12 protein-coding genes are annotated in these 11,751 nt (G+C 68.9%); 5 read left to right on the top strand and 7 right to left on the bottom strand.

What is annotated here, in order from left to right; translation table 11 throughout:
* Position 1: 1 nt before the first annotated feature.
* The 6 genes from D8I30_RS03195 to D8I30_RS03170 all read right to left on the bottom strand — a co-directional run bounded on the left by D8I30_RS03195 (position 2) and on the right by D8I30_RS03170 (position 5,268).
* Positions 2-982, bottom strand: coding sequence for a right-handed parallel beta-helix repeat-containing protein (locus D8I30_RS03195; RefSeq protein WP_121481457.1), 981 nt, complete (start codon positions 980-982; stop codon positions 2-4).
* Complete coding sequence (locus D8I30_RS03190; RefSeq protein WP_240387305.1) at positions 982-1,824, bottom strand: phosphatase PAP2 family protein; 843 nt, start codon at positions 1,822-1,824, stop codon at positions 982-984. The genes D8I30_RS03195 and D8I30_RS03190 overlap by 1 nt, the downstream gene beginning before the upstream one ends.
* Positions 1,821-2,303, bottom strand: a complete 483-nt coding sequence (locus D8I30_RS03185; RefSeq protein ID WP_121481456.1) for a hypothetical protein — start codon at positions 2,301-2,303, stop codon at positions 1,821-1,823. The genes D8I30_RS03190 and D8I30_RS03185 overlap by 4 nt, the downstream gene beginning before the upstream one ends.
* A gap of 72 nt (positions 2,304-2,375) precedes the next feature.
* Entirely contained in the window at positions 2,376-2,696 is a 321-nt protein-coding gene (locus D8I30_RS03180) for a ribonuclease (RefSeq protein WP_121481455.1), read from the bottom strand.
* A 144-nt stretch (positions 2,697-2,840) separates the two neighbouring features.
* Positions 2,841-3,893, bottom strand: a complete 1,053-nt coding sequence (locus D8I30_RS03175) for a 1,9-bis(guanidino)-5-aza-nonane synthase (RefSeq protein ID WP_121481454.1) — start codon at positions 3,891-3,893, stop codon at positions 2,841-2,843.
* A gap of 112 nt (positions 3,894-4,005) precedes the next feature.
* On the bottom strand, positions 4,006-5,268 hold the full coding sequence (locus D8I30_RS03170; protein ID WP_121481453.1) for a type III PLP-dependent enzyme: 1,263 nt from the start codon (positions 5,266-5,268) through the stop codon (positions 4,006-4,008).
* 262 nt (positions 5,269-5,530) lie between these two features.
* Here D8I30_RS03170 and phnC point away from each other — a divergent pair, with 262 nt between their 5' ends.
* From phnC to D8I30_RS03150, 4 genes are all read left to right on the top strand, one after another.
* The gene (gene phnC / locus D8I30_RS03165; protein WP_121483364.1) at positions 5,531-6,328 is read left to right on the top strand and encodes a phosphonate ABC transporter ATP-binding protein; all 798 of its coding nucleotides are present in this window, start codon (positions 5,531-5,533) and stop codon (positions 6,326-6,328) included.
* Positions 6,325-7,338 (top strand): phosphate/phosphite/phosphonate ABC transporter substrate-binding protein, encoded by a 1,014-nt coding sequence (gene phnD / locus D8I30_RS03160; protein WP_121481452.1) that lies wholly within the window; start codon positions 6,325-6,327, stop codon positions 7,336-7,338. The genes phnC and phnD overlap by 4 nt, the downstream gene beginning before the upstream one ends.
* Positions 7,335-8,162, top strand: a complete 828-nt coding sequence (gene phnE / locus D8I30_RS03155; protein WP_121481451.1) for a phosphonate ABC transporter, permease protein PhnE — start codon at positions 7,335-7,337, stop codon at positions 8,160-8,162. Before phnD ends, phnE begins: the two co-directional genes overlap by 4 nt.
* A 78-nt stretch (positions 8,163-8,240) precedes the next feature.
* On the top strand, positions 8,241-9,317 hold the full coding sequence (locus D8I30_RS03150) for a substrate-binding domain-containing protein (RefSeq protein WP_121481450.1): 1,077 nt from the start codon (positions 8,241-8,243) through the stop codon (positions 9,315-9,317).
* Between the two features lie 161 nt (positions 9,318-9,478).
* Here the strand turns inward: D8I30_RS03150 and D8I30_RS03145 are convergent, their stop codons facing one another.
* Positions 9,479-10,564, bottom strand: a complete 1,086-nt coding sequence (locus D8I30_RS03145; protein WP_121481449.1) for a glycosyltransferase family 4 protein — start codon at positions 10,562-10,564, stop codon at positions 9,479-9,481.
* 221 nt (positions 10,565-10,785) lie between these two features.
* Between D8I30_RS03145 and D8I30_RS03140 the strand changes: the two genes are divergently transcribed.
* Positions 10,786-11,661 (top strand): FkbM family methyltransferase, encoded by an 876-nt coding sequence (locus D8I30_RS03140; protein WP_121481448.1) that lies wholly within the window; start codon positions 10,786-10,788, stop codon positions 11,659-11,661.
* Positions 11,662-11,751: the final 90 nt, after the last annotated feature.

The raw sequence follows: 11,751 nt of genomic DNA, 5'->3' as shown, positions 1-11,751 counted from the left end.
CCTAGGACCGGCCCGATTTAGCGTTGGCCGCGATGACGTTGCCTTCGGCGTTGTCGCGGTCGTCGGCGCTGCTGCCCCAGGGGTAGCCCGCGTCGTCGCCGCAGTAAGTGCGGCGGCCCTGGCGCGCGTTCTCGACCACCAGGGGCGGGCGCAGGCGGGCGGCGCCGGTGAAGACGTTGTCGGCGATGAGGTTGTGCGACGGCGTCTGGTGGCGGATCACGCCGCGCTCGCCGCAGTTGCGATAGAGGAAGACGCCCGGCCGCCCGCCCAGCTCGAAGCGGTTGCCGACGATGCGGTTCCGCGCAGAGCCGTCGACGGCGATCATCTCGCGCTGCGTCCGGGTGCGGAACAGATTGTCCTCGATGCGATTGTCGGCGCTTTCAGCGTCCAGATAGAGGGCGGTCGAGACGCTGCGCCCCTCCAGCGTCGAGCGGGTCAGGCTCAGGCGCGTCACGCCCGGCCCGACATAGAGGGGGATGGAGCCCGCGCCCCGGATGACGACCCGGTCGAGACTCACATGGCTGGGCGCGGCGGCTTGGGCGGCGGCGACATGGCCGGCGGTGCGCGACGAGGCGCGCAGGTCGTCATAGCTCCCGTCCGCCCCCATGCCCCAGACCCGCACCGAGCCGTGGATCAGGCAGTTCTCGATGCGCACGTCGGTCGGGCGGCTCCAGCGGTCGGCGGCGATGCGGCGCGACCAGACGGCGACGGTCGGCGCGCGGGTGCTGACAGGGGTGCCCGGCCGGCCGACCGCGCCCCCGGCGCAATCCAGCGCCGCGCCGGACGCCTCGGCACCTTCGATCAACACGGGACGGCGCACGGCCTGGCCCGGCCTCAACACGGCGCGGCAGGTCAGGCGATAGGGCGTGGACGCCTCGGCCGTCAGTTGAGCCAGTTCGGCGGGGGCGCAAGGGCGGGCGGCGGTCAGGGATCCCGCCTCGGCGGCGCCCGTCAAGGCCAGGACCGCCAGTAGGACGCTCATCAGGGCACGGCGGCGGACAGGGCCAGGGCTTCGGAGGCGCAGCCGGGGGCGGCGCCGCCGTCCGGAGCGCGGATGGCGGCTAGTTCGGCGCGCGCCGCCGTCAGATCGGCGGCGAACTCGGGCCGGTCGGCGGCTGCGGCGAAGACGGCGCGGCCCAGGACCTCGCCCGCGGCCACGTCGCTGGGATAGTGCATGCCGCAGACCAGCCGGCTCTGACCGATCTCGTGGGCCATGCGCCGGATCTCGGGCGCGCGCTCGGGATCAAGGGCGGCGAAGGCCTCGCCATAGACCACGGCCACCGTCGAACTGCCGGAGGGATAGGAGGCGCTGCGTCGGCCCGCCTCGGTGACGCGCTGGCACGAGCGGCGGGCCGGGTCGTCGCCGACCGGCCGGGCGCGGAAGGCGCGCCCCTTGACCCCCTCGGCGGCCGCGTCGGCGTCCTGGAACAGGCGCTGCATCAGCCGGGTCAGCTGGGGCGTCGCCTGGGGCTCCAGCCGCACGCCGAGGGCGCAGTTGAAATGCTGCAGGGCCAGGGGCGGGCGCAGTTCGGCGTGGGCGGTGGCCAGAAGCCAGCGGTCGCTGTCCTCCAGCGCCGTCAGGCGGGCCGAGCGCGCCTTGTCGTCGAGGTCGACGCCCGAGCCCGACGCCGGCGGCGGGGGCAGGGCGTCGCCCAGGCCGCGCAGGGCGGCGGCGTCCAGATAGCCGGGCGCCTCGGCAAGCCGGGTCGCCTCGGGGCGCAGGGCGGCCGGGGTGCCGACGCAGGCCGCGAGCGGCCCCGCTGCGAGCATCGCCAGAACGGAGATCCGGGCGACTGCGGCGACGCGGCTCCGGCCGGGCTTCACGCGCCGCCGCTCCAGCTCAGTTGAACGGAGGTCAGGCCGCCTTGGCCGGGCGAGGCCACGACCTGCAGGGTCGCGCCCTTGTCGGCGCGGGCGGCGGCGCCATAGGCGCGGGCGTCGCCCTGGTTCATGGCCATGACGGAGGCCAGGCCGGCGCCTTCGGCGCGCTGGCGATAGAAGTCGATGACCGCGTCGGGCGAGGCCTCGGTGGTGAAGGTGACCAGCCCGCCGGGGCCGTCGGGACCGGACGCCGTGACGGGGGCGCCGTCGGTCCGGGCCCCGGGATAGAGGGCGGCGAAGGCGGGGGCGCCCTCGATGGCCGCAGCGGCGCTGTCGAGGCTCGGGTCGGGCGCAGCGGCTATCGGCGCGTCCGCCGCGACAAGGGCGCGCGATTCGCTTTCGGGAGCGGCCTCGCTGCGATCATCGCACGCCGCCAGGCCGACGCTCAGCGCCAAGACGACGGTTGCCACGCTACGCTTCATTCAGCCTACGTCCTTACTCTACATACGACTCTCGGGCACCGTGGCCTATCCGTGCGGCCGCAGCAAGGCGGTTCAGCCGGTGGGAGCGTCCACGTCGTCGCCGGGCTGGGCGGCGGCCTGTCCGCTCTGTTCGGGGCCACCCGCCGGTCGGGTCTTGGCGGCGGCCATGGCCTTGCCCTGGCGGGCGATCTCGGCGTTGATCGCGTCCTGGTCGGGATCGATGTCCGAGCCCGAGGCCGAGCCGCCGCGCAGGGAGCCCGCCCGCGTGTCCGAGCCGGAATCGCTGCCGTGCAGGGCCTTCTTTAGGGCGTCCTCGACATGGCCCCGGTCGGGCTTCTCGCCCATGGCGGCGGCCTCGCGGGCTTCTTCGTTCTCGGCTTTGGGGTCGGACATGGGCGTCTCCTTGCTCGCTGAAGACAAGCGGCTCCGCCGCCCGGAGGTTCCGAAAGCTCGGATGCGCGCCCTTGGCGCCCGCGCAACAGAAAGGGCCGGCGGATCGCTCCGCCGGCCCTGACCGCCCTCTGTCGAGGCTCTGTCTTACTTGCCGAACAGCTTGGCCCACTGGCGCGGCTCGCGGGCCTTCCACGTGCCGCGGTGATAGGCGTCCGAGCCGATCAGCGGCACGACCGTGGTGGCTTCGGCATAGACCATCTGCTCGTAAGTGGTCGAAACCTTGCCCCACGAAGCGGCCTCCTGCAGCGTCGAGGACGAGCAGGCGCCGTCGCGCACGTCGGCGACCGTGATCTGCACGGCGTATTTGTGCATCTCGGCGTCCTCGCCGAGGATCTCGGCGCAGACGACGGTGTCCTGGGCGAAGTTCTTGGGCACGCCGCCGCCGACCATGAACAGGGCCGTGGTGCCGGCCGCGATCTTGATGTCGGTCAGTTCGCGGAAGTCCGCGACCGCGTCGATCATCATGTACGGCTTGCCTTCCTTGGCGCGTTCCTTCTGGTGCTTGACCAGGCCGAAGCCGGCCGAGGAGTCGACGAAGGCCGGGCAGAAGATCGGCACGCCCTTCTCATAGGCGGTCTGGATCAGCGAGCCGGGCTTCTTGGCGTTGCCTTCCGACAGCCACTTGCCCATTTCCCAGATGAACTCGCGCGAGGAATAGCCGCGCGGCTCCAGGCGATTGGCGATCTCATAGATCGCGTTGTCGCAGTCCTGCAGTTCTTCTTCGTCGATGTAGGTGTCGTAGATGCGGTCGATGTAGTTGTCGCGCAGGATGTTGTCGTCGACCGGGCCCGCAGCCTGATAGTGCTTGTAGCCGAGGGCTTCGAAGAAATCCATGTCGACGATGGAGGCGCCGGTGGCGACCACGGCGTCGATCATGTTGAACTGCACCATGTCGCGATAGACGTGCATGCAGCCGCCGGCCGAGGTCGAACCGGCCAGGATCAGCCACGGCGAGCAGGTCTCGTCTTCCAGCGCCATGTTGAAGATGTCGGCGGCGCGAGCGGTGTCGCGCGAGCTGAACGACATCTTGCGCATGGAATCGATGACCGGGCGCGCGTCGTAGGCGGTGATGTCGACGTGCTCGACGGTGGTGGCCAGCAGTTCGGCCTTCTTGTTCGACTGAACGGGAGCGTTCATTTCAGTGGTTTCCCTCGGATTTGAGCGCCCGTCGTCAAATGAAACAGCGGCCCGGACGGAGCGACGGGCCGCTGCTTGTACCAACGTCCGAAGACGATTTTGGGTCAGCCGGTCAACGCTTGCGTCGACGCTGGCCGGCCTTGCCCTTGGGCCGCGACAGGCGGACGACCTTGCGCGCCGTCTCCTCGGCCGTGGTGCGCACGGTCGGGATGGAGCGCGGCGCCAGGCCGTACATCGAACCCATGGGGGCGTTCTCGACCACGGCGATGTCGTGCTCGCCGTAGCCGTTGAAGCCGGTGGTCATGGCCACGCCGTAGGCGCCCAACATGCCGATCTCGATGAAATCGCCTTCCTGGACGTCGGCCGGCAGCCAGAACGGGCCGGGCATATGGTCGATGGAGTCGCAGGTCGGGCCGTAGAAGCGGAAGGGCTTCAGCTCCGACGAGGACTCGCCGTCCCGGACCAGCTTGGTCGGGAAGGGCCAGCGCGAATGGGTGGCGTCGAACAGCGAGCCGTAAGACCCGTCGTTCAGATACAGGGCGTCGCCCTTGCGCAGGTCGACCCGGCACAGCACCGACGAGCTTTCGGCCACCAGGGCGCGGCCCGGCTCGCACCACAGTTCGGTGGTGTGGGTGACCGGCATTTCGGCGAAGCCGCGGTGGATGGCGTCGGCGTATTCCTGCAGGTCCGGCGGGACCATGCCCGGATAGACCGAGGGGAAGCCGCCGCCCACGTCGACGATGTCGACGAAGACGCCGGCCTTCTTGATGGCGCGGCCGACCTGGCTCATCGCCGCCTCATAGGCCGAGGGACGCATGCACTGCGAGCCGACGTGGAACGACACGCCCATCAGGCCGTCCCTGACCGCCTGGCGCGCGGCCAGCAGCAGGGCGGGGGCCTGGTCCGGGGTGACTCCGAACTTGCCCGACAGGGAATAGGCCGCGCCGTCCGCCGACACGCCCATGCGAACGACCAGGTTCAGGTCGTCGGCGTAGCCGGTGGCCTCGAGGATCTTGTTCAGCTCGTCATGGCTGTCGAGCACGAAGGTGCGCACGCCGTGATAGGCGTAGGCGGCCTTGATCGCGCCGCGGCTCTTGACCGGGTGCATGAAGGCCAGGCGCGCGTCGGGGCTGACCGAACGGACCAGTTCGATCTCGGCCAGAGAGGCGACGTCAAAGGCGTTGACGCCCGCGTCCACCAGGGTCTCGATGACCCAGCGCGACGGGTTCGCCTTCACCGCATAGAAGACGTCGGCTTTCAGATTATCCTGGAACCAGCGCGCCGCTACGGAAACCGAGCGCGGACGCACAAGTGCGACCGGACGCTCCGGGGACCGCTCACGGACCAGGTCCAGGGGAAGCTGGTACGTGCGCAACTCACGTAACCCCCTGATGATTGTTAACCCAGACCCGGCGTTAGCGGCGCAAGTAGGACCTACGGGGTCCGCCGGAAACGCGCGATATGAGGGCATTGGCCCTGCATGTAAAGTGGAAAAATCTCAGCCTGGCCGTGGGCCTGCGTGACAGAAGTCGGTCGTGCACTGGACGAAATCGCCGCAGACATGTCATTAAGACTTGCCCTTGCGCTCATCTCGCGTCATGCGGCGCCCCCTTTGTCGCAACCGCATCCACGGGTTCATGAGTCCTTCCATCGCCGCCGTCGCGTCCGTTCGCGACGTGTCGAAGACCTACGGGGCCAGAAAGGCGCTCGACGGCGTGTCCGTCGAAGTCGGCGCCGGTGAAATGGTCGCCCTGATCGGCCCGTCCGGCTCGGGCAAGTCCACCTTGCTGCGCTCGATCACCGGCCTGCATCCGATCGACCCCGGCAAGGGGGTGATCCAGGTCTTCGGCGAAACGGTCCAGCAGAACGGCCGCATCACCGGCGCGGTGCGCCGCGCTCGCGGCCGCCTGGGCATGATCTTCCAGCAGTTCAACCTGGTCGGCCGCCTCAGCCTCTTCTCCAACGTCATGCTGGGGAGCCTCGGGCGCCTGCCGGCCTGGCGCGGCCTGATCGGCCTGTGGCCCAGGGCGGACAAGGACAAGGCCATGGCGGCCCTGCACCGCGTCGGCGTGTCCGAATACGCCGCCCAGCGCGCCAACACCCTGTCGGGCGGCCAGCAGCAGCGCGGCGCCATCGCCCGCGTCCTGCTTCAGGGGGCCAAGGCGATCCTGGCCGACGAGCCGGTCGCTTCGCTCGACCCCGTCTCGGCCCGCAAGGTGATGGAACTGCTGGTCGAGCTGAACAAGCGCGACGGACTGGGCGTGATCGTCACCCTGCACCAGGTGGACTACGCCATCCGCTACTGCGACCGCGTGATCGCCCTGCAGAAGGGCAAGGTGGTCTATGATGGTCCGTCGACGGGCCTGGACACCAAGCGCCTGATCGAAATCTACGGTCCCGAATACGAGGACGCGTTCTGGGAAGCCAAGGCATGACCCATTCCAAACTGTCGCGCCGGGCCCTGGGTCTGGCCGCCGCCGCCGTTCTCGCCCTGGGCCTGGCCGCCTGCGGTTCGGGCGACAAGACGACGCCCGCCGGCGGCGGGGCGCCGACGCAGATCAATTTCGCCATCCTGCCGGCCGAGGGCCAGGCGTCCTCGGGCCCGCTGTGGCAGCCGCTGCTGGACGACATGACCAAGGCCGTCGGCGTGCCGGTGAAGCCCTACTTCGCTTCCAACTACACCGTGCTGGTCGAGGCCATGCGCGGCAACCAGATCCAGGCGGCCTGGTTCCCGGCCAAGACGGCGATCGAGGCCATCGACCGCGCCAACGGCGAAGTCGTCGCCCGCATCGTCGATCCCAACGGCCTGGACAGCTACCAGTCGACCCTGATCGTCAAGAAGGGCTCGGGCATCACGCTTCAGGACGTTCTGGCCTGCGGCAAGAAGTATGACTTCGGCATCGGCGACGCCCTGTCGACCTCGGGCACGCTGGCGCCCATGACCTTCCTGTTCAATCCGAACCACGTCGTGCCGAACGAGTGCTTCAAGACGGTGCGGACGGCCAACCATCAGGCCAACTCCTTCGCCGTGGCCAACGGCCTGGTGCAGGTGGCCACCTCGAACACCATCAACACCGTGTTCATCGGCCGTTCGAACCCGCAGATCGCCGCCCAGCTCGAGGAAATCTGGCGCTCGCCGCCGATCCCCGAGGCCGGCATCGTGATCCGCCAGGACCTGGACCCGGCGATCAAGGAAAAGATCCGCGGCTTCTTCCTGTCCTACGGGCGGGGCGAAGGCGCCGAGGCCGAGCGCCAGCGCAAGATCCTCCAGGACCTGAACTATTCCGGCTTCAACCCGGCCGATGAGTCCTACCTGAACCCGGTGCGCGAGATGATCGCCGACCAGGCCCTGGCCGAGGCCAAGGACAAGGGCGACACGGCCGGCGCGGCCCGCGCCGAGGCCGAACTGCAACGCCTTCGCCGCCTGCGTGAGGTCCAGCCTTGACCGACGTTTCGCTTACCGGCGCCGCTCCGGCCGCCGTCGCCATCCCCCAGGCGCCCGCCAAGTCGGCCGGCGCCTGGGCCCTCGACATCCTGATCTGGGGCGGCCTGGCGATCCTGCTGCTGATCAGCATCGACGCGGTCGATCTGGGCAATCTGTCGCGCCTGATCACCAACTCGGCCAACATCCAGAACTTCTCCGCCGACCTGTTGCGCCCGAACTTCGCCGACTGGCGCCTGTTCGTCGGCAAGATGTGGGAGACGATCCAGATCGCCCTGTGGGGCACCTTCCTGGCCGTCTTCCTGGGCGTGCCCATGGGTCTGGCCGCCGCGCGCAACATCGCCCCGGTCTGGGTGGTCCAGCCGGTGCGCTGGATCATGAACATGCTGCGCTCCATTCCCGACCTCGTGATGGGCCTGTTGTTCGTCGTCGCCGTCGGCCTGGGCCCGCTGGCCGGCGTCCTGGCCATCGCCCTGAACACGGCGGGCGTCCTGGCCAAGCTGTTCTCCGAGGCGGTCGAGTCGATCGACAAGGGTCCGGTCGAGGGCGTGCGCGCCACCGGCGCGTCCAAGCTGCACGAGATCGTCTGGGGCGTGATTCCCCAGGTGGCGCCCTTGTGGACCTCCTTCGCCCTCTACCGCTTCGAATCGAACAGCCGCTCGGCCACCGTGCTGGGCCTGATCGGAGCGGGCGGCATCGGCCAGGTCCTGTTCGACCGAATGAACGGTTTCGCCTTCCGCGACGTTTCGGCCGTGGTCATCGTGGTCATCGTCGCGGTGACGCTGATCGACTTCCTTTCGCAGGCGATGCGTCGACGTTTGCTCTGACTGTCACAAAGGTCTGGCCGGACCGTCACACTCTCCTGCTTTAAGCGTCGTGCACTGACGACTGGAGAAGGTCCGGCCATGATCCGCACACTGAAGTTCACCGCCTGCGCGGCCGCCCTCCTGGCCCTCGCGGCCTGCGGCAATAATAACGAGGGCGCCGCCCCCGGTTCGCAGAAGGCCCGCACGGGCATCTGGGCCGCGGGCTCCTCGACCGTCTTCCCCTTCGCCACGCGCGTGGCCGAGACCTTCGCCCGCAACGGCGGCGCCGGCTCCAGCCCCCGTATCGAGTCCCTGGGCACGGGCGGCGGCATCCAGGCCTTCTGCGCCGGCGTCGGCCCCTCGACCCCCGACATCGCCAACGCCTCGCGGCCGATGAAGCAGAGCGAGTTCGACCGCTGCGTCGAGAACGGCGTCACCGACATCGTCGAGCTCAAGATCGGCTATGACGGCATCGTCATCGCCACCGCCCGCACCGGCGCCAGCTTCAACCTCGAGCTGAACGACCTCTACGAGGCCCTGGCCAAGGACGTGCCGGGCGCCGACGGCCAGTTCGTGGCCAATCCGGCCAAGACCTGGAACGAGGTCAACAAGGCCCTGCCGGCTACCCGCATTCAGGTCTACGGCCCGCCGCCGACCTCGGGCACGCGCGACGCCTTCCTGGAGCTGGGCATGGCGCCGGGCGCCAAGCTGATCCCGGCCGTCGCCGCCGTCGAGAAGCAGGACAAGACCCGCTTCGAGACCATCGCCCACACCCTGCGCGAAGACGGCGCCTGGATCGACTCGGGCGAGAATGACAACGCCATCGTCCAGACCCTGACCCGCACCCCGGGCTCGCTGGGCGTGTTCGGCTTCTCCTTCCTGGAGCAGAACATGGACACGGTGAAGGCCGAGACCATCGACGGCGTGGCCCCCTCGGTCGCCACCATCGCCGACGGCTCCTATCCGCTGGCGCGCAGCCTCTACATCTACGTCAAGAAGGCCCACATCGGCGTGACGCCGGGCCTGGAGCAGTTCGTCCAGGAGTTCATGTCGGACGGCGCCGCCGGCCGCGGCGGCTATCTGCAGGACCGCGGCCTGGTGCCGCTGCAGGCCGAGCAGCTGGCGGTTGAACGCGCCAAGGCGGCGGCCATGACCTCGATGTCCCGCCCGAACTGAGGCCGAGGCCCCAGACGTTTGACGGCAAGCGCCGCGATCGAAGGATCGCGGCGCTTTGCTTTGAGTTGGCGCTCTATTCCCTCATGCCACCGTCATCCTCGGGCTTGACCCGAGGATGACGGCAAGGGGTGTGGGGCGCCGGCGAGGGAGAGGTTCGGCGCTTACGCCGCCGCGCGTCGCCGCAGCCGCGCTACCCGGCGCAGGCGGCGCCAGAAACGGCCGCGCGCGGGTTCGGGATAGGGCTGCAGGTTCTCGACGAACTGCTCGGCCGAGGCGCGCCAGCTGAACTTCTCCGCATAGGCGCGGACGTCCTTGCGGTCGAGCTCGAGGCATTTCAGGCAGGCGGTCTTCAGGTCGTCGTCGATGAAGCCCGCGCCCGAGCCGGGGATCAGGTCGATCGGGCCGTGGGCCGGATAGGCGGCGACCGGCGTGCCCGTGCCCATGGCCTCCAGGATCACCAGGCCGAAGGTGTCGGTCCAGCTGGGGAAGACGAAGACGTCGGCGTCGGCGAAGCAGCGGGCCAGGTCCTCGCCGAACCGGGCGCCCAGGAACTTCGTCTCGGGATATTTCTCTTCCAGCTCGGCGCGGGCCGGACCGTCGCCGACGATGATCTTGGTCCCCGGCAGGTCCAGCTTGAGGAAGGATTCGATGTTCTTCTCGACGGCGACGCGGCCGACGTTGAGGAAGAAGGGGCGGGGCCAGTCTTTTCCGCCCAACTCGTCATAGATGGGCGGAAGGTCGGGGTGGAACAGTTCAGTGTCCACGCCGCGCGACCAGGGCGAGACATTCTTGAAGCCATGCTCGACCAGTTCGTCGCGGAGGGTCGGCGTCGCCACCATCAATCGGCCCGACGGCTTGTGGAACCACTTCATGTAGGCGTAGCCGACCTGCACCGGGATCGGGAAACGGGCCGAGACGTACTCGGGGAATTTGGTGTGGTAGCTGGTCGTGAAGGGCAGTTTCCACTCCACGCAGATGCGCCGCGTGGCGATGCCCAGCGGGCCCTCGGTGGCGATGTGGACGGCCTCGGGCTCGAAGGCGCGCAGGCGTTCGCGAATCTCCTCCTCGGCGCCCAGGGCCAGGCGGATTTCCGGGTAGGTCGGGCAGGGGATGGTCTTGAACTGGCTGGGTTCGATGACCTCCACCTCATGGCCCATGGCGCGGCACTCGGCCACGGTGCGGGTCAGGGTGCGGACGACGCCGTTGACCTGAGGCTCCCAGGCGTCGGTGACCAGAACAATGCGCATGAAGTCGATTGGGCCTTTGAGCCGTTTCGTCGAGTATGAAGTTCTAGACGCTCCGCGTGACGAAGGCGAGACGCCATCATGTCGGCCGGAAACGTCGCGCCTGGCGACCGCCTAGCCTAATCGTCAGTGGATGAACAACTAATCAGGCCTTTCGGCTTGCCGAACATGGCGGTAAGGCTAAGTCTGCCGTTAGTGGCCGAACGTAGCCATGAAAGACCGTCATGAAGCTGTTGCCTCGGATTTTCGGCCGCCGTCGTCGCCCCTATCCGGATCCGGTCGTCACGCTCGCGCCCATGCCCGCTTGCGCGCCCGCGCCCGCGCCCCGGGAGTATTTCTATCTCGGCGACGGGATGGGTCTCGCCCGGTTGAAGAGTGGCCACTTCATCTTTGTGGACCCGCTTGAGGAAAGCGTCTGTTCGCACCTGATCGCCCGCGGCGAATGGGAGCCCTGGGCGAGGCGGGTCGTAATGGGGCTGGTCCAGCCTGGCGACCACGTCCTCGAGATCGGCGGGCACGTCGGTTATTACACCCTGGGCCTGGCCGACGCGGTGGGGCCGCGCGGCTCTGTGACCACGTTCGAGGCCAACCCCCGGTTGGCGGCGCTGGCGGCTCGGTCGGTCCGCTTCAACGGCTTCGGCGCCCGGGTCGACGTGCGTCAGCAGGCGGTCAGCGATCAGGCCGGCCAGTTGCGCTTCACCGTGTCGCGCCAGTTCGCGGGCGGCGGCCACATTTATGTGGGCGAAGGCGCGCTGGGGCCGGACGCCGAGGTCATTCAGGTCGAGGCGGTGCGGATCGATGATCTGGACCTGCCCGCCATCAAGCTGATCCGCATCGACGCCGAGGGGTCGGAGCCGCTCATCCTGCGCGGGGCCGAAGCGCTGCTGCGAAAACCCGATGTCGTGCTCTGCATCGAATGGGACGTCGTGCAGATGCGTTCTCGCGCCGATCCGGCGGAGTTCGCGCGCTGGCTGCAGGGGCTGGGCTTCTCGTTCTGGCGCATCATGACGACGGGTGAACTGGAAGCGGTCGAGCTGGCGCGTCTGCCGACGCTGACGCCCTGTGATCTCGTGGTCGCCCGGAGCCATCCTTTCGCCTGATCGGCAGCGTTCACGAGGCGGCGGGCGTCGGGCGAGCTTGGCTGGCGAATTTGCAGGGGTTTTGGCGGCGTGGGCCGAAGGATCCTTGCG

Origin of the sequence: Brevundimonas naejangsanensis (assembly GCF_003627995.1) — a bacterium.
Classification (GTDB): Bacteria; Pseudomonadota; Alphaproteobacteria; order Caulobacterales; family Caulobacteraceae; genus Brevundimonas; species Brevundimonas naejangsanensis_B.
Note: the sequence above shows the minus strand (reverse complement) of the source record. Positions and strands in the feature narration are given on the sequence as shown.

What these genes read in the sequence shown, in the direction of transcription:
- D8I30_RS03175 (WP_121481454.1), bottom strand. Translation starts at nt 3,893, where the DNA reads ATGAACGCTCCCGTTCAGTCGAACAAGAAGGCCGAACTGCTGGCCACC.
- D8I30_RS03180 (WP_121481455.1), bottom strand. Translation starts at nt 2,696, where the DNA reads ATGTCCGACCCCAAAGCCGAGAACGAAGAAGCCCGCGAGGCCGCCGCC.
- D8I30_RS03140 (WP_121481448.1), top strand. Translation starts at nt 10,786, where the DNA reads ATGAAGCTGTTGCCTCGGATTTTCGGCCGCCGTCGTCGCCCCTATCCG.
- D8I30_RS03150 (WP_121481450.1), top strand. Translation starts at nt 8,241, where the DNA reads ATGATCCGCACACTGAAGTTCACCGCCTGCGCGGCCGCCCTCCTGGCC.
- phnD (WP_121481452.1), top strand. Translation starts at nt 6,325, where the DNA reads ATGACCCATTCCAAACTGTCGCGCCGGGCCCTGGGTCTGGCCGCCGCC.
- phnC (WP_121483364.1), top strand. Translation starts at nt 5,531, where the DNA reads ATGAGTCCTTCCATCGCCGCCGTCGCGTCCGTTCGCGACGTGTCGAAG.
- D8I30_RS03185 (WP_121481456.1), bottom strand. Translation starts at nt 2,303, where the DNA reads ATGAAGCGTAGCGTGGCAACCGTCGTCTTGGCGCTGAGCGTCGGCCTG.
- D8I30_RS03195 (WP_121481457.1), bottom strand. Translation starts at nt 982, where the DNA reads ATGAGCGTCCTACTGGCGGTCCTGGCCTTGACGGGCGCCGCCGAGGCG.
- D8I30_RS03145 (WP_121481449.1), bottom strand. Translation starts at nt 10,564, where the DNA reads ATGCGCATTGTTCTGGTCACCGACGCCTGGGAGCCTCAGGTCAACGGC.